This is a genomic window from Gilvibacter sp. CC01 (assembly GCF_055755295.1).
This window is the reverse complement of the sequence record NZ_CM146909.1, coordinates 1,271,961-1,290,452: the sequence shown is the minus strand read 5'-3', so window position 1 is coordinate 1,290,452 and position 18,492 is coordinate 1,271,961. Positions and strand designations below refer to the sequence as shown.

Genomic DNA, 18,492 nt, shown 5'->3' with positions numbered 1-18,492 from the left:
GCTTGCCAGAAGCATCAAATATAAACCCAGGCAGAAAGATCATTTTCGTTTTGCTCGTGGTAGTTAGCCTTGTATTTTTAGTCTGGTCGCGGCTCGTATTGGTGTTTATCTTTTTGTTGATTGTATTCGATTTTGTTACTACGGGCTATCTGTATTCTATTCTAAGACCTCGGCTTCCATCCATTGTTTTAAAATTAATATCGCTTCTGTTTTACATTGCGACACCCGTACTATTTGCTGTGTTAATACGTACTTTATTTTTTGACTACTACTACGTGCCGACAGCCTCCATGGAAAGAACTATTTCTAAAGGAGAATATGTTCTTACCAACAAGGTAGCCTACGGTTCTCGTATACCCAGAAGTTGGAAAGAGATCCCTGTTTTTGGTAATTTATTTAAATCTCATGTAGACACGATAAACTTCCAACCCTTTACTTCATTGAATCCCTTTAAAGATTATCAAAGAGAGGATATTGTCGTTTTTAAGGCTATTGACCAAATCGATAAGTATTATGTAAAAAGAATCGTTGGTTTACCCACAGACACCCTTCTAATAGCAAATGGGCAAGTTTCAATAAATGGCAGCCTACTTCCCGATAAAGAGCAATACTGCAAAAACTATCTTGTCACCAACACTCTGGGAAAGAGGTCAATAAGAAATTTATCAAATTCAGAATATCGGGTATTTGTGAACGAGGAGGCAAATAAGAACCTAAGCATTGGTCCGGACACAATTACAAAAGGTTCCCGCCTGCTGGGAGGGAGTCAACACCCAAATTGGGATGCGAATAATTATGGACCTCTTATAGTTCCTGGGGAAGGTCTGACTGTGCTAATCAATAAGGAGAATTATCCACTCTACAAGTATATCCTAGAGAATTTTGAGGATTGGCAAACTCCTGTTCCTTCTGGCAATGAAACTAATTTGCATACATTTAAGCAGGACTATGTTTTCGTCTTAGGCGACAACCGAGATGGCTCAATTGATTCTCGTAATTTTGGAGTAGTACCGTTTAATTTTCTTCAAGGAAAAGTAGTTAAAATTATCCGCTGATATGAATTGTCAATTGCACTTTTAGCGCAACTTTTATAAGGTACTTATTCTTAACTTCCATCTATCTTATGATATTATAGGCGGATACCGAAAAGCCAAAAGAGAGTAGGTAGGGTTTAAATACAAACTTATGAAAAGAAAAATGAGAAACTTAGCTGTTGGAATGGGATTACTTGCAAGTGTAGCCATTTTTACTAGCCCTGAGAAAGCCATTGCCCAAGATGAACCTGTTTTTGACATGTTTCTAATGGCTGGACATGATTTTTGCATCGACTTTTGGGTAAATTGCATTGGCTTAGACCCAGTTATTATCGAAACGAATTGATAAGGCCTTATTAAATTAAGAAAATAAGCGCATAGTATTACATATGCGTTTTTTTTTGCTATGAAATTTCAACTATTACTTTTTGTTCTTGTCTTTTTGTGCGGTTGTAAATCAGAGAGTATTGAGCAATCATCAAAGGGCAATTACACTTTAAATTTAAAAACGACGGTTCGTTATAGTATCGATTCGCAGACTTCTCCCTATTATCTCAGGCATCAATACCTGCCGGAAGAAGAAAAATTAATTATTTCAAATACGAACAAGAACGACAAGTCATTAATAGAATTAGATCTGGTTAGTCAGAAATTAAGACGCCTTGCTAACACTAAGGTCGAAGGAGGAGATAATACTTTGGGTAATGGACATTTCTATTATCATAACAAGGACACAATCTTCTTTCTGGGGCCTTACAATCAAACACTATATTTTACCACAGAAAGCGGAGAAATCTACGATCAAATCAAATTTCGAGATGCCAATCCGGATCTCGAGCTGGGCCAAGTCCATTTATTAATGGGTACTAATTCAGGAATATTCGATAACAAGGAATTAACCTTCGTGGTGTTTCCGAGAAATTTGAATTCTAGGAATATGAAAATGGCAGTAAATGACCCCCTTTTTGGTCGGATTAATATCGCTTCCCGCAAGTTGTCAGCACTTCCGCTGAAATATGAACTGGATTATGTGCAACCTGTTCGTTATCCTGGACATTTAACTCCTATTGTTACTTCATCTGCAGAAAAAGGTATTGTGTTTACTTTTCCGACTAGTGACAAAGTTTACTGGTATAAGAATGGGAAATTGGAATCGAAAGAGTTTAAGAGCGATTATTTTGAAAAGTATATACATATGAACGACTATGAAAGAATTATGAATTTTCATATAGAGGCTTTTCAGAATAAGAAATTGCTATACAACCCAAAGCAGAAGCGTTATTTCATGTTTATTTCATTAGGAGTTCCTTTGGTTGATCCAGATTCTGGTAACCTGAACGATATGCATTCCAAGCCTTTCGTGATATTAGTCCTTGATGAGAGTCTTGACAAAATTTCTGAGCACCGTTTCGAGGCCAGCACATACAATTTGGGTTGTTCATTTATTAGCAACGATGCTCTTTATCTATCATTAAACAATCCCAACAATGATAATTTTGATGAGGACGCCTTCCAATACGAGGTCTATGAATACGCGAAAATATCTGACTAAGGCTTTTTGGGGTCTTGTTCTTCTGTTCTTTTTAGCCTGTAAGCAGACTGGTGCATATTCCGATATAGCTGCCGATTTCGAGAGTTATTTGAACCATATATCGGGGCAGGAAATTAGTGGTCAAAACGAAATTTATTTGGTATTGCCAATGGATATTTGTCCAAGCTGTCTAGAGAAAATAAAAGGATTACTGGAAGCACAGACTTTTAGAGGGGATCCTTCTGTCTATTTGGTAATGAGTTCCAAAACCAAAAAAGAAGCTAATTTCTTCTTAAACGATGCTTTAAGGGGCAAATATAATATCATCTATGACAAGAGATTTGAAGTGGTGAATACTAGTTTTTACAAAAATTCCATGGTTTATTTCTTTAAGTATGAAGAGGGCAGGTTGAGTCAGTTTTTTTACTTTAACCTAGCGGAGAACTTTGATAGATTTGCTCAACAACTAGGAGGTAGATAAGCTGAGCCCGGAATAAGGTCTAGTTTTAAATTTATACTTTCTAATATCCGAACGGACGTTTTGTTATTAGCTTTAAGCTGAGAGGAAATCAATTAACTTTTGAGTGATAACATGAAACTTCTTATCTTGGTACTTTGTCTGTTAACCTTTATTCTCCTCCCCTGTCAAGTTGTTAATGGGCGAATTACCAAGTGTAATTATTACTCTTCTTAAGTTGCCTAAAATGAAGATCAGCCCCATGTTCAATTTTTATGGATCTTTGATTCCATATCGTATCACAATAAGTACATGCTATATTGCAGGTTTACTTTTGGTCAGTAGTTGTAAGAATGACCCCAATGCTGGAATCCAGGAAGAACAGCTTTCTAACTTCGACAAAAGTGCTCCGCAAGTACAAATTGTAGCGTTAGAACAGCAAGTTTTTGATAAACAGTTGATATCGAATGGTAAAATTGAATCAAGACAGAAAAGTGAGCTTAGGTTCGAGATCAATGGGCAGATCGCTACAATCAATGTGCGTAACGGCCAAAGAGTGATCAAGGGCCAGCTATTGGCCCAATTAGACAATGCCATACAGATCAATGCAGTAGATAAGGCTCAAATTCAGCTCGATAAGGCCAAAGCCCAATTTGAAGAAGATAAGATCAATTACGGGGCTTCTATGAACGGACTAGACAATATTCCTGATGAGGTTTTAAAGAATTTAAAACTAAGATCTGGAATGCAAGAGGCCGCCAATGCTTTAAACGAGGCAAAATTACAATTAGGACAGACCTATGTCCGCGCTCCTTTTTCAGGCCTTGTGGCCAACCTTGAAACCCGAGCAGGTGATTATATAACCTCAGCAGATGCGTTTTGTACCTTGGTCGAACCGCAAAATCTGGATGTTGTTTTCGCTGTGCTTGAAGCTGAATTTAACTTTGTTTCGATCGGGCAGACGATAAATGTTGTTCCGTTTTCTGATGACCAAGCTACATACACTGGTTTAATCACTTCTGTCAACCCCTTAGTAGACGGGAACGGTCTTATCACTATCCGCGCAGCTATAGAAGACGCTGGAAACAGGCTTTACGACGGGATGAATGCCAAAGTGTTTATAAACCAACCTCTAGATAATGTTTTTGTGGTTCCTAAAGAAGCTTTGGTGCTGCGTTCTAACCGTGAGGTGGTGTTTGTCTATGAGAACGGATCGGCAAAATGGAATTATGTAGATGTGATAGCTGAGAATAATTCTCACTATGCGCTTAAACCAGGGAGTTTAAAAGTAGGGGATTCTATAATTGTATCTGGCAATTTAAATTTGGCCCATGATGCTAGAGTCGAGGGTGTATTTAATTCAAACTAATTGACTTTGAGCTTCAAATTAAAATTTATGGGCATTAGCTGTTTCTTGCTATACTTAGCTTGTGGTCCGGATAATTTCCAGAGAGAAGTGCCAATAAAGCCACAATTAACTCGGCAAACAGATAAGATATTTGCGCTTGACAATGAAACCTCGTTCGAGTACTTACAGCCAAACCTGACTGAGCTGAATGACAGTCTTTATTTTACTTTCTTCAACCGCAAAAATCACAGCATCTATGCCTATCATTATGATTCAGGAGTGCTAGTGCATAAGATAGTACTTGACCAAGAGGGTCCTAATCAATTGCCACTAAGGTATGGTCACCTGAGTTATTTTGTGCAAAATTGGGACAGCATTTTTGCCACGAATCTGGATGCCTACTTTATAATTGACAAGTTTGGGGTGGTTAAAGACAAAACAGAATTAACATCACAATCTGGGTTCTTTAAAAGAAAAACCTTTCATCTTGACCAAGCTACTCAACTAAGGGGTGATCAATTGGATTGTGGATTCAGTCAAGTATTGCCAGATCAACAAAAGCCCAATTTCAAGCGAGTTGTATACGATATAAAATCTAAAGAGGTGGTAAAGGTGTATATGGATGAACGCGAGTTAGTATCTGGTTATGACGAGATATTAGCTCGCAATACGGTTACTGCCGAAAACGGTGGAATTAGAAACATGGGTTTTTATATTGTTAGAGATGGTGACCTCTTATACACCAGCTATGAGATAGGAGACAGCATTTATCATTTTAGAAAAGATGAGAAGATTGCCAGCTATTATGCGGGCTATTCTGATCTAGAAGTATCCACTATCCAGCAGTATTTTGACAATACTCTTGTTAAAACTTTTGAAGGGGGGATAAGTATTGGGCCTAATCCAGATCAATCACCTACCTATTTGACAATGGCCATAGATCCAAATGGAAGATACATTTATCGGCTTTTTAAACATGGATCTCGAAGGATAATTGATGCAGAAACAGAGAAAGAAACTGCTGAGCTGATAGGCTTGTCTTTAGTTGTTCTAGATTTGGAAACAGAAGCCGTATTCTCTTATAAACTCCCTCATGAACAAATACAGATCTGGGACAATTTTTTTGTCACAGAGGAAGGCCTGCATTTTCCCGTACTGGAACAAGAAGAGGAAGATGAAAAACGATATATGGTATTTAAACTCCTATAATATTTGCTATGGTCAAGTTCCTAATAGATCGACCGGTTGCAGTGCTGATGATTTCTATGGCATTTATTGTCTTAGGAGTCGTTTCGGCCATTCAGATACCTACATCATTAATGCCAGATATCGCAGTACCAGAGATTAGCGTTCAACTTGCATATCCTAACAGTACCGCCAGAGAATTAGAGACCAACGTAGTCAGGCCTTTGCGTAACAGCTTATTGCAGCTGAGCAATTTAAAGGATATCCGAAGTGAGACCAGGGATGGATTTGCGACTTTAAAATTACAGTTCGACTATGGCACGAATACCGATTATGCCTTTGTTGAGGCTAATGAAAAAGTAGATGCTTCACTTAATGTCTTACCTCGGGACCTTGACCGTCCCAGGGTTGTCAAAGCTTCACTGACAGATGTTCCTATTGTAAATCTATCAGTGAGTTTGAAAGATGGTTTTACGAAACTAGACTTTTTAGAACTGAGTTTGTTTGCAGAAACGGTACTTAAGAAGCGCTTGGAACAACTTCCGGATATTGCTTTTGCAGATATTAATGGTCAAGTAAAGAATGAGGTGCGTATACGTCCGAAGCTTGACAAACTTAGGTCTCTGGGTATTACCAATAATACTTTAATAGAGGCGATAAAGCAGAACAATTTTGACCAGGGGAATTTGGTGATCCAGAATGGAATTTATCAATACAATTTTAGCTTTACCAATCCACTTCGAGATGTTGATGATATAAGATCACTCTACTTGAATTTAGAGGGCAAATTGTTTCAGATGCAGGAATTGGCGGACATAGAGATGGGGATTCAGCGCGAGAAGGGCAATGTATTCGTAGACGGGCAGCGTAGTATAAATTTCGCGATCATCAAACAAGCCGAAACCCAGGTTTACAAGGTGCAAGAAGAGCTGGATTTGCTTTTGCAGACGTTAAGAGCAGATTATCCTGAGTTGCAGTTTAAAACTAATCAAGATCAATCCAGATTGTTAAAACTTTCAATCGATAACCTAAAATCCAGTCTGCTACTGGGAGGTTTATTCGCAATTTTGATCCTGTTCTTCTTTTTAAAGGACTTAAAATCTCCATTAATCATTGCCATTGCAATACCCTTGTCCCTAGTTTTGAGCTTATTGTTAATGTATGTTTTGGGGCTTTCGGTAAACATTATATCGTTGTCGGGTCTAATTCTCGGCATTGGAATGATGATAGATAATGCCATTATTGTTGCAGATAATATCGCTCAAAAACTAGAAAATGATCACTCGATATCAGAGGCGTGTGTTAAAGGTACCAATGAGATCATTTCTCCTTTAATAAGCTCTGTTCTTACAACTTGTTCCGTGTTTTTGCCTCTTATCTTTTTAAGCGGGATAACCGGAGCTTTGTTCTATGATCAGGCTATTGCTGTTTCACTCGGTCTAGGGAGTTCCCTTGTGGTTTCAATTCTTATTATACCAGTTTTGTGCAAGCAACTTTACCATAGGGAGTTTGGATTCGATCGTTGGTTAAAGGGTCGCTTGCAGAATAATGGATTGGAGAATATGTATGTAAAGGGATATGCGTACTTCTCAAAATCACCTTGGGTTGTATACTTGGTTTCTTTGGTGGGTATCGTGTGCGCACTGCTGTTCTTTCAACTTATTAGTTACGAGCAGCTGCCAGATTTGGAACAAGGTGAAGCTCAATTGACTATTGACTGGAATGAGCCCGTAAATTTACAGGAGAGTCAGGTTCGTATTGCAAGCCTGATCTCCGGAGTTGATGATATTCAGACCCAATTTGCGGAAATCGGCGAAACCCAATATTTGTTGCAGTCAGAGCTGGTTAAAAGTCCATCAGAGGCCAGGATTTATTTAAATGCAGGTACCAATGCAAATATAAAACGGAGTCAACGACAACTTGCAGAGAAACTGAGTCAACAATATCCCAAGGCTAATTTTGGCTTTAGTAAACCAAAGACAGCATTTGAGTATATTTTTGGTTCTGATAATAGAGAGCTAATAGCCAAGGTGTACCCTAAATCATCCCTAGAAGTGCCTCAAGTAAAGGAGTTGCCTGATATTGCTGTTCTCTTCGGTAATACTACTAGCTCTGAAATACCTACTAAAGTAACTGTGGCTATAGAAATACTGCACGAAAATCTGCTCTTATATAAGGTTGATTATGCCGATCTGCTTTCCGAGCTAAAAACCACCTTGGGAGAGAACTTTATAGACGATCTCAAGACGGCTGAGTCCTTCATTCCTATCAATCTAGTATACCAAGCTGACAATTTTGAATCCATTTTTAGCGATCTTTTTGTTATGAATGAAGAAGGGAAACAGATTGCGGTAAGCAACCTTATCGAGGTTAGAAACGACAATCAATACAGGTCTATAATCGGTTCTAGAATTGGAGAATATTTAGAGTTTGAGATGAACTCACCTAATGATGTCGAGAGGCAGATGGATTTAATTCGTGAGCGGTTTAAGCCTAGTCCCTATGATATAAAGTTTGATGGTAATTGGTTCTATAAACAAGAATTAGCCGGGGAATTGGCCGTTGTTATAACGGTCTCATTGCTGCTTTTATACTTGATAATGGCTGCTCAGTTCGAATCCTTTTGGCAACCCCTGATCATTATCCTAGAGGTTCCAATCGATATTGGTGGAGCCCTATTATTATTATGGCTTTTTGGGGGAACTATAAATTTAATGTCCATGATAGGGATTGTGGTTATGAGCGGCATAATTATTAACGATAGTATATTAAAAATCCACACCATTAACCTTTTGCGAAAAGAAGGTAAACCACTAGAGGAGGCAGTGAAAGAAGGTAGTAAGCTACGTTTGAAACCCATAGTCATGACTTCACTTACCACAATTTTGGCTTTAGTACCATTTCTGTTTATCGATGGATTGGGAAGTCTTTTACAGCGTCCTCTTGCTTTGACAGTGATAGGAGGAATGTTAATCGGAACCTTCATTAGCTTGTACTTAATACCACTGCTATATATGCAGTTTGCAAAACTTAAGAGATGAAAAACCTGGTACTTATCGTGTCTTGTATGGCTTTTGGATTAAGCTATGGCCAGCAATTATGGTCTCTGGAACGCTGTATTGCGCATGCCCGGGAGAACAATATTGATGTAGTTGCCCAAAAGTTGGAGAATCTAAAGAATGAACAAGACCTTACTGCAGCAAAGCTCGATCGTTTTCCAGATTTGAACTTTAATGCTTCTCAAAGCTATAGATTGGGCAGTTCTTTCGATGTTTCAACAGGAATCGGGCAACAAGAAAGTCGCTCCTCTAACTTTAGCCTTAACTCTACATTGGTCTTATTTAACGGCTTTAGAAAAAATGTCAGTATTCAGCAGGCCGAGCTAATTCAACAAAAGGGCCTTGCGGAGTCGGAAAGAATAATCTATGAGACGGTTTTGCAAATAACAGATCTTTATTTGGAGGTATTGTTGAATAAGGAAATATTAGAAGTAGCCAAAGAACAGCAAGAAATTAGCGATAAGCAAATAATTAGATTACAAGCACTGTTTGATAAGGGTTTGGTCTCAAAAAGTGAACTATTGGAGTTTCAATCGACAAATTCGTTAGACTACAAGGAAGCTATTCTTGCGCAGACCAATGTAGACAATAGTTTAATACGTCTAAAAGAGCTTCTCGATATTGAGGATATAGTAGATTTTGACATCTCACCGCTTGATCAGGTTGAGGATGGTACGTTATTGTCTGATACTCCTGATCAACTCTTTGACCAGGCAGTGCGGAACAATCCAATTTTGCGATCGTCAGAGCTGCAAACTCAAATAAGCGAGAAACAGGTGCGTATAGAGCGTTCTTCTTTTTACCCTCAGCTCAGCTTTAACTATAACTTTAGTACTTTTTACTTTGGGATTTTAGGGCAAGACGATGTTATCTTTAATCCAGATACGGGAACCTTTATCAACAACGATTTTTGGACACAACTCGACAATAACAAGATCAATTTTATAGGATTTACGGCTTCGGTTCCAATTTTCGATCGCTTAAGAGGCAGGTCGGCCGTAAAAAAGGCAATGATCGATTTTGACATCAATCAGAAAGTTTATGAGAACCAAAAGAAGGAGCTAAAGAACCGGATCTCTATTGCATTAAATGATATTGAGGCGGCAATTGCGGGGAAAGAAGCTACTGCCAGAGGTCTTGAGGCACAGTTGGAGGCCTTTCGTATAATTACTCGCAATTATGAAAGGGGTAATTTTACCAGTCATGACTTTTTAGAAAGTAAATCCAAATTGGCCCGCGCTCAGAGCGAGGAAATACGAGCAAAGTACGAACTGGTCATAAAGAAGAAGTATTTGGAGTTTTTAATAGGTCTTCCATTAGCTTTCGATTAATACGTCCGAATAAGGTGATTTCGAGTTTGCCTATCAAATCGGTTAAAAACAAAACGAAATATTAGTTTGCTAGATCCCTTCAAGGTCCGTATATTTGCCGCGTTGTGTAAGACCGGTAAAACGGTCGAAGTGGTCAAATTAGACCGATGAAGAGCTTATCCTTTTGGATGGGCTTTTTTTGTTTGAAGTGGATTGTCAATAGTCGGGCGCTCCATTCTTTGCTTGGTATTAGCCCTTTGTAATCTCGTTTTTCTAATATGTTCTGATTTGGGTCAATCGCTAAAACAGAAGACTCTTCAAACTGTTATGAAAATGTTAAAGTTATCTATCTGATAGTGAGTGTCTATCGGTTTGCACCTTTCATTTACTAAGAAAACCTTAATTTTAAAATACATATTCATCCCCTACAAGCCATTTGATCTTTGCTTGATTAAATGTTATTCTACTTTTGAGGCTACGGTTTCGGCAGAATAACACTATGGTTACCCCCTTTGAAGGGAGATGAATTGACTTCGGTCAGAATAACCAAACAATAAGCACTATGCCCTATTTTATAAATAAGGCTCAAAGAGATCAATTCTATAGCAAAGAAGGCCCAAAGTTGGTCCTCTCTAAAAATTCGGCAGAGATTCTGGCCGTAAATTCATGTTTTGAAAATTTAACCGGCTATTCGGAAGAGGAACTTCTAAAGGGGCAATGGTCCTTATTGGAAGCACTCAACGAGTGTCAGCAGGTGCAATTTTCTAATGCTATTTCCAATATAGCCAGTTATTTAAATAAGCTCTTATCGCTCACTTATAAGAATGGATCGCAAGAGTTTGTGCGATTGGAGATTCTTCCAGTTAAGAATCCTGAATATGTACTTGTTAAAGTGGGTCGTGATCTATCACGTCAAGATATCATTGACTTATTTGGAAAAGAGCATCGCTTTTATCAGCAATTCATTCACGGCCTAAAAGATGGTGTAGTGATTACCGATAAAGAGACCAAGGTAGTGGACGTTAATGACGCTTATCTCAAAATGACAGGGATAGAACGCGATGAAATACTAGGAACCATCCCACCCTACCACTGGTCACCAGAGTTCTTTGAAGAATTGGTTGACGTCAGAACTACTAATTATCAAGTAGATAGACCTTCTTTTGAAGCTACCTTTTTTCACAAGAATGGAACGCCATTTCCTGTGTCTATATCTATCTCCACAATAAAGGATGATGAAGGCGAGGTAACTTCTGTGGTTACTGTAGTGCGTGACAGATATGCTCTTTCTAAATCTCAGAAACAACTCGAAAGCGAAAGAGAATTCAGTGCTCGGGTTATCAATGGTCTTCAAGAAGGACTTATTGTTATTGACCCGCTCGGTAAGTTTTTAGATGCTAACCCGGCATTTTTAAAAATAATCGGCTTTGAGAGAGAAGAAATAATAGGGATCAGCCCACCATATCCCTATTGGCCACCTGAGCATATGGACGAGATCATCACTTCCTTTACTAATATCATGGACAAATCCAACAAGGCTGCGCGTTTTACCTTTATGCGTAAGAACGGGGAACGTTTCCCAGCCTTGGTGTCTGTTACTCATTTGCGAAACGAGAGCGGTGAAATTACTGCTCATGTGGGATCCATTTCTGATATCACAGATAGTTTTGAGTTCGAGAACAAGCTCAAATTGGCCAATGAATTTTCGGAATCATTGATCAACTCGCTGCACGAAGGACTATTGGTCATGGACATGGAGTCAGTTATTATCGATGTGAATCCAGCCTTCTGCAGAATGGTTGGCTATGATGCCGATGAGTTGGCAGGAGCTGTGCTGCCTTTTGGGTTTTTAACGCCGCAAGCGGCTAAGGAATTCAAATCTTGTGCAGCAAATGTTTTACAAGGTAGGGGGTTTTCTGGTTTTGAGTCTGAGTTTAAAAGAAAGGATGGCAGTACATTCCCTGTCTCTGTTCACAATCAGATCATTCGCGATAAAGAAGGATTGGTAATTGCTCATTTCTGTACTATTCAAGATATTTCAGATCAGGTGAGGCTTATTGAGAGTCAACGCAAACTCACAGAGAATTCCATCAGAAAAAAAGAGGCAATTTTGGAATTAGCTGGACTTGTTGGTAGCAACTACGAGAATGCTTTAAAACGCATTACTTCTCTGACTGCAGAAGTACTTGGAGTAGAACGGGTAAGTTATTGGGTGCTCAATAAAGATTGGTCTAGCATGAAATGCAAAGACCTTTACGATAAGCGAACCGGAAAACACACAAACGCAACGGTATTCCTTGCAAAGGATCATCCGGAATATTTTGAGTCTTTAAATCACCATAAGACCATAGCGGTAACTAACGCCAGAGTGCATAAGTTTACCAAGAGTTTCAATAAGGTGTATCTCGAGCCTAATGGGATTACTTCTTGGATGGATGTGTTTATTCAAGGCCATGACGAAGATAATGGCATCATAGTTTTTGAACACGTTGGGCCCATGCGCATTTGGGGTAGTGAAGAAGAGCACTTTGCGACTTCGGTAGCCAGTTTGGTCTCTTTGATCATTCAGAGTGAACAACGTATGAAAGCCGAAAAGAAACTTATAGAGCTCAACAATAAGTTATCTCAAACAGTTGATGAACTCAATACCCTCAAAACGCAACTTGAAGATCAAAACGTCTATTTACGTAAGGAGTTAGACATGACCTTTAATTTCGAAGAAATGGTCTATGCCAGTGCCAGTTTTAGCGATGTGCTTACCAACTTGGAGCAGGTGGCGCCTACAACCGCCTCAGTGCTTTTATTGGGTGAGAGTGGTACAGGGAAAGAATTATTGGCCCGCGCGGTGCACAATTTGAGTAATAGGCGAGAGCAACCTTTTATAAAGGTAAACTGCGGAGCTATTCCGAGAGAGCTTATTGAAAGTGAGCTATTCGGACACAAGAAAGGGTCATTTACTGGCGCAATAGCCGATAAACTTGGTAAGGTTCAACTTGCAGACAGCGGAACGTTATTCTTAGACGAGATAGGAGAGCTGCCACTCGACATGCAACCCAAGCTCTTGCGATTCCTGCAAGAAGGAGAACTCGAAATGATAGGAGACCCTAAGACCAAAAAGGTAGATGTTCGAGTCATAGCCGCCACCAACAGAGATCTCAAGGAAGAAGTAGAAAAGAAACGCTTTAGGGAAGATCTGTTCTTTAGGCTTAATGTATTCCCAATACAAGTGCCACCCTTAAGAGAACGCGTCGATGATATTCCCGTGCTTATACAGCACTTTGTAGATAGGTTTAGTGTCAAATACCACAAACAGATTCAATTCATTTCAGATACAGTTATGCGTAAACTCATGGCTTACGCTTGGCCAGGTAATGTTAGAGAGTTAGAGAATCTTATGGAACGGGCTGTGATCTTATCAAATTCAGAGACCCTAAGAATACCAGAATTTGAGACTCCTGAGGAAAATTTGGACAAAACGCGTAGTCTTACACAATTCAATGGAGGTATTTCCCTAGATGAGGCGCAGCGGGCGCATATTCTTAAAGCGCTAGAAAAGTGCCAATGGAAGATCAACGGGGAGCAAGGCGCCGCCAAATTACTCCAATTAAAACCGAGTACCCTACGGGATCGCATGAAAAAACTCGATATACAACGCCCGGCATAAAGTAACGGAATACCGTTATTTACCTTTCTTGTACATTTTTCCTGACGGAATACCGTCACTTGTCAATTATTAAAGACACAGAGTTTTCCTCTTTTTCATTTTTTAAAAACTTGAAAATCAGTAATATATAATTTTTTTGCTTCTTTGCTGATACAGTTTGGCACAGCTATGGCATAAGGAGTAACAGCAATATGAGTGCGTTAAAACAACATATAAGTTTCGAACAAGTCGAGTTCAATCATGAACAGGGAATCATGATGATCACCTTTACCGAGCGTCAAATTTCTGATCATGTTGCGCCCGATGAACTAGAACAATATGTTAGAGCTATTGAGTTTTTGTGCGATAATAAATACACCCCGTTTTTGATTGATATGACCCGCGCCAAAGGAAATGCTCCAATAGCTATTGCCAAGTATTTTTCAAGGTGTTCTAGACTGAATAAATTGCGCTTGGTAGACGTATTTGTTGCTAAAGAGTTAGGATCAATATTAACCTTGCGTTCATTTAAGCGCATTTACGATCCACTCATACCATATAAGATATGTAGTTCGTACTTCGAAGCGAGAAAGTTCTGCGATCAGTATGTGGCGAATTATTAAACAAGACTTTTTGTTGCGATGTTTAAGAGGTATGGATTATGAGACAAGAAGATTACAGTGACAGAAGTCTGTTAGAAGTTGGCAATGTGGTAGTTCTGGTGTCTTTGGACGAACATGGAAGGATTACAAGATGGAACGACTGCGCAACGCGCAAATTTGGACACACTAGGTCCGAAGCGATAGGAAAGCCACTTGCCAATTTTTTAGAAACGAAAAAGAATTCAACTTCTGAGAAGGAGTTAGTGCAAATGCTGCAAATGTCTATGGGGGTAGACCATAGCGAGATTAAAGAGTTCACAGGATTGAAAAAAAATGGGTCGCGGTTCCCATTAGAACTCGAACTTCGCGCGCAGCATACTATCTCCGGGCCCGTTTACACCGTTGTGATGGTAGATATTTCACGTAGACGGGCCTTGGAAGTTGATTTACATAAAAAATCCACTTCCCTGGACCTGCTCTTATACCAGTGCAAATACAATTTAAAAGCGCCTTATTTTTTCGCGCAAGGACTAATCAAGCTCATTAAAAAAGAACCCTTAGGACATGAAGCCTCCAAGTTGATCGGCATGTTGGAATCTAGCCTAAATGGCGGAAAACAATTGTTAGAAGACCTAACCACGATCTCCATATTAACGGAGACCTATCAGTTGGACGAAACCGTAGATTTTGACCAAATGTTTGAGGAGTTATCTATTGGTTGTGGGGCTTGTCCCGTTTTCAAAGATTTAAAGTTGGAATTCGATTACGATACCGAGTATCCATTTAGATCCAATAAGATCTTAATCGAACGCCTTTTGAATGCTGCCGTGCGCTTTGTTAATCGATATACCTATGGAGAAGATATCCGCGATAAGCGACACCTGAAAATAGGAGTTCAAACAACTCCACAAGGCGCAATTATCGCCATGACCTTTAATCATCTAATTCATGACCTGGCATTGAAAGAACACGGAGAGGTCTTTAGGCCGAACCAAGGCGAAGATGTCTCTCAGGTCAATATGAGTTATTATTTGATGAATTCAATTCTTGAGCTTTTTAACGGTTCAATAACTATAACAGCAACAGAAACTAATTGCTCTGAAATTCAAATTAGTATCCCTAATCCAAAACCAGACAAACCTTATGAAGAGCATAGAACATATCGTATTGATAGACGACAACAGAACAACTCATTATATAAGTGAGCATCTGATCAAGTGTTTTGATCCGAATATAAAAACCACTTGTTTCTCTAATGGTGGTAGTGCTTTAGCTTACTTTAACAGTTTAAGCGAATACAGTAATCCCCAATTTCGCTCCATTCCAAATTTGGTCATCCTAGATTTGAGTATGCCAGATATGAATGGTTGGGAAGTGTTGGAAGAATTTGAGCGCCTGCGCTTGTTTCATATGCAAAGCATTGATGTGATCATTCTGTCCAATTCAGATTATGACGAAGATATTAAGCGTAGTGATGTGAATCCGTTTTGTAAAGGTTATATAGTTAAACCCTTGACATTAGAAAAACTCTCCAACGCCATAACCATATTACGTAATGGTTTTATAGCTGGTTAAACAGACTTTATTGTACTTGCTAAAGTGGGGTTTTGCAAAGTTGAATTCACTAAACCTCATACACATATTCCCGCAGCCCAGCAGGTCGTTTTTGGAAACGTTTTTAAGATTAGTGAACAAAGAAGACCAATACGCTGAAACAAGCCCATCGCAAAGGATGGGCTTATTTGTTTGAGCATAAGGCATTCAGACGAAGTAATCATTGCATTATCAGCTGTCCAACGATTATATAGGACAACTTTTATAGGGTCATTGCACTAATGCCAAATTATCTTGCCGTATAATTTTACTACTTTTAGTTTATCACCAACTAACTACAAATGGACATTAATGCCATTGTCAATTTTTTGCTGATAGCAGGAGTGATACAGGGTTTTATCTTCAACCTGGTGACCTTGTTGTTTAGAAAGCGCTTTAGCATTGTGGTTTTATACCTCAATCTTGTGGTGCTCTTTATTTCATTGAATAACCTACAGGCGTGGCTTATTGAGGTTGGATATTCTTCGGACCTCTTCTATATCAAGAATATGCTTGTACCATGGTATTTCTTTATCCTGCCCATGTTTTATGCCTTTATTATTCACTTCTTAGAAGTAGATAAGACCATTATCGGTTTTGTGAAGTTTGCCATAGTGGTGTTTGTTGCGGAGATCTTGCTCAGGTCGGCGGTGATCTATCACGTGTATTACAATGTGCCTGGTCAAGACATTGCTCTGATTAGCCAATACACGATGATAGAGGATATTTTTAATCTGGCCTTGAGTATCGCTATTTTTTACAAGGCCATTGAGTTGGTTTTCAAACGGGAGAATGTCTATCAGTCCATGCTGAGTTATGACGACCTCAAGTGGTTAAAACTCTTCTTTAAGGTGGGAGGATTGGTGATGGTCTTTTGGGTTTTCGCCAAGATGGCAGATTTTATGTTCGGCATCAAATGGGGGTATAGTGTATTGCGCTTAGGGACCTCCGTATTACTCTATTGGATTGGTTATCAAGGCCTGTATCGTTACAATATTGTACAAGACAGAATTCAGCTTCGCAAACGCATTGCCACCAGTAATAAGTTTATTGGTATAGGAGCTATAGCCACCTCCAATGTAGATGATAAGCATCGGGAGGAATTTAAAAAAGTCCACGACTTCGTGGTGTCAGAAAAAAAGTATTTGGAGCCGGAACTCAGTATGAGTTCATTGGCAGAAACGCTTTCTATAAGCGCAAGCCATCTTTCTAAACTGGTAAATAATCACAGCGGCTTTAGCTTTTCAGACTATATCAATTCCCTACGCGTAGAACAGGCTAAAAAGCTCCTTGCAGATCAAAATTTTAACAACTATACCATGGTAGCCATTGGCCTGGAGTGCGGTTTTAATTCCCGCTCAACCTTTTATGCCGCATTCAAGAAATTTACAGCGACTACCCCTACAGAATACCTGAAAAAGGTGTGTGCAAGCTAGTCCGAAATTATCGCTGGACGTCCTATTTTATCTTGTAGCCATTTTTTGAGAATTCGATCTCTATAGGGGGTCTTACTTTAGATCCACTAACAAAAACAAGGTGTAATGAAAAAGTTTTTTTTACTGCTGATCTTAATGTTCAGCATAAGCTTTACGTACGGACAAGAACAAAATAAGTTAAAGACCTATAAAGTGATGATCAAAAAAATGGACGGAACTCGAGTTCGTGGTTATCTTGTAAAGGTAGACGATGATGGAGTTACGGTAGACGTAAGTAAACGTTTTGAAGAAGACGGCTTGGTTGTTATTGCAGCTGCGGATATAGCCAAGATAAAGCTCAGTAGAAAAGGGGCTGTTACCCGTGGAGCCCTAAGAGGGCTTGCCGCCGGAGGAGCTTTGGGTGCAATTGCAGGATACATAGATGGCGATGATAACAGTGGGTTTATTAGTTTCACCAAAGAAGAAAAGGCAGTAGTTTTAGGCACCTTCTTTGGGTTATGTGGAACCGTAATCGGGGCAATTATTGGAACCAACAGGAAGCATTTTCATATCTATGGATTTATAGACGAATTTCGAAAGTATTACCCGGAGTTACAACAATACGACCTCTTTCACGATCAGACGGGCGACAATATGCTTGATAAAAATTAGAGGGCTCTTTCGCTATTGGAATTATTTATTTTCAAATAAGTGCTTAATAATCGTTGTTTATAATTTTATTAAGCGTACCTTGCGCCCATTATTGGCGATGTGCAGTTATGCATCGCAACGTATTGAGGACAAGTATTTAATGTTCCCAAGGATTTTTTGACAAGCAGTATTTCTTCTAGCAGCAAGTTTTCTTCCACTAGTATTTAGTATCCTTTCTTTCTTCCTTTATCATTTATCACTACTCGTATGGTTTACTTTCTAATTCCTTCGGATTTAGACGTTGCCGATAATCAATTAAACGCAATCAGTATGAAATTGATTCAATTTATTAAACAGGTATTTTTTACCACAACATCAAACACAATGAAAAAAGGAACTGTAAAGTTTTTTAATGAAACTAAAGGATTCGGATTTATCTCACCAGAAGACAACAACGAAGATCTATTTGTTCACATGAGCGGACTTATTGACAATATCAGAGAAAATGATAAAGTTCAATTTGAGGTGGCTCAAGGCCGCCAAGGCATGAATGCTATCAATGTAGAATTGGTAGACTAAGTTCTTTTAGGGTCTTAAAAAATCCCATAAAACGATATGAAGCTCACCCTAAAAAGGTGAGCTTTTTTTATTGCCGATCAGTACA

The 18,492-nt window shown here is 39.0% G+C and carries 15 protein-coding genes; all 15 read left to right on the top strand.

Annotated elements, in window-relative coordinates; translation table 11 throughout:
* Positions 1 to 56 precede the first annotated feature (56 nt).
* Positions 57 to 1,055: a signal peptidase I gene (lepB, locus tag AC0J2F_RS06075; protein ID WP_473009371.1), complete on the top strand. Its 999-nt coding sequence runs from the start codon at positions 57 to 59 to the stop codon at positions 1,053 to 1,055.
* Between the two features lie 130 nt (positions 1,056 to 1,185).
* Positions 1,186 to 1,380, top strand: a complete 195-nt coding sequence (locus AC0J2F_RS06070; RefSeq protein WP_157663456.1) for a hypothetical protein — start codon at positions 1,186 to 1,188, stop codon at positions 1,378 to 1,380.
* 60 nt (positions 1,381 to 1,440) lie between these two features.
* Positions 1,441 to 2,586 carry a hypothetical protein gene (locus tag AC0J2F_RS06065; RefSeq protein ID WP_473009267.1) on the top strand — a complete coding sequence of 382 codons (1,146 nt, stop codon included), beginning with the start codon at positions 1,441 to 1,443 and terminating at the stop codon, positions 2,584 to 2,586.
* Positions 2,561 to 3,046, top strand: coding sequence for a hypothetical protein (locus AC0J2F_RS06060; RefSeq protein WP_473009266.1), 486 nt, complete (start codon positions 2,561 to 2,563; stop codon positions 3,044 to 3,046). The genes AC0J2F_RS06065 and AC0J2F_RS06060 overlap by 26 nt, the downstream gene beginning before the upstream one ends.
* Positions 3,047 to 3,269: 223 nt before the next feature.
* Entirely contained in the window at positions 3,270 to 4,391 is a 1,122-nt protein-coding gene (locus tag AC0J2F_RS06055; protein ID WP_473009265.1) for an efflux RND transporter periplasmic adaptor subunit, read from the top strand.
* A gap of 27 nt (positions 4,392 to 4,418) precedes the next feature.
* The gene (locus tag AC0J2F_RS06050; protein ID WP_473009264.1) at positions 4,419 to 5,579 is read left to right on the top strand and encodes a DUF4221 family protein; all 1,161 of its coding nucleotides are present in this window, start codon (positions 4,419 to 4,421) and stop codon (positions 5,577 to 5,579) included.
* A gap of 8 nt (positions 5,580 to 5,587) precedes the next feature.
* Positions 5,588 to 8,596: an efflux RND transporter permease subunit gene (locus tag AC0J2F_RS06045; protein ID WP_473009263.1), complete on the top strand. Its 3,009-nt coding sequence runs from the start codon at positions 5,588 to 5,590 to the stop codon at positions 8,594 to 8,596.
* Positions 8,593 to 9,945 carry a TolC family protein gene (locus AC0J2F_RS06040; protein WP_473009262.1) on the top strand — a complete coding sequence of 451 codons (1,353 nt, stop codon included), beginning with the start codon at positions 8,593 to 8,595 and terminating at the stop codon, positions 9,943 to 9,945. The genes AC0J2F_RS06045 and AC0J2F_RS06040 overlap by 4 nt, the downstream gene beginning before the upstream one ends.
* Positions 9,946 to 10,486: 541 nt before the next feature.
* Positions 10,487 to 13,588, top strand: coding sequence for a sigma 54-interacting transcriptional regulator (locus tag AC0J2F_RS06035; protein ID WP_473009261.1), 3,102 nt, complete (start codon positions 10,487 to 10,489; stop codon positions 13,586 to 13,588).
* 191 nt (positions 13,589 to 13,779) lie between these two features.
* On the top strand, positions 13,780 to 14,190 hold the full coding sequence (locus AC0J2F_RS06030; protein WP_473009260.1) for a hypothetical protein: 411 nt from the start codon (positions 13,780 to 13,782) through the stop codon (positions 14,188 to 14,190).
* Positions 14,191 to 14,228: 38 nt separating this feature from the next.
* Positions 14,229 to 15,374 carry a PAS domain-containing protein gene (locus tag AC0J2F_RS06025; RefSeq protein ID WP_473009259.1) on the top strand — a complete coding sequence of 382 codons (1,146 nt, stop codon included), beginning with the start codon at positions 14,229 to 14,231 and terminating at the stop codon, positions 15,372 to 15,374.
* Entirely contained in the window at positions 15,313 to 15,744 is a 432-nt protein-coding gene (locus AC0J2F_RS06020; RefSeq protein WP_473009258.1) for a response regulator, read from the top strand. Before AC0J2F_RS06025 ends, AC0J2F_RS06020 begins: the two co-directional genes overlap by 62 nt.
* A 320-nt stretch (positions 15,745 to 16,064) precedes the next feature.
* Positions 16,065 to 17,198 carry a helix-turn-helix domain-containing protein gene (locus tag AC0J2F_RS06015; RefSeq protein WP_473009257.1) on the top strand — a complete coding sequence of 378 codons (1,134 nt, stop codon included), beginning with the start codon at positions 16,065 to 16,067 and terminating at the stop codon, positions 17,196 to 17,198.
* 105 nt (positions 17,199 to 17,303) lie between these two features.
* Entirely contained in the window at positions 17,304 to 17,849 is a 546-nt protein-coding gene (locus AC0J2F_RS06010; protein ID WP_473009256.1) for a hypothetical protein, read from the top strand.
* 363 nt (positions 17,850 to 18,212) lie between these two features.
* Positions 18,213 to 18,407, top strand: a complete 195-nt coding sequence (locus tag AC0J2F_RS06005) for a cold-shock protein (protein ID WP_374958667.1) — start codon at positions 18,213 to 18,215, stop codon at positions 18,405 to 18,407.
* Positions 18,408 to 18,492: the final 85 nt, after the last annotated feature.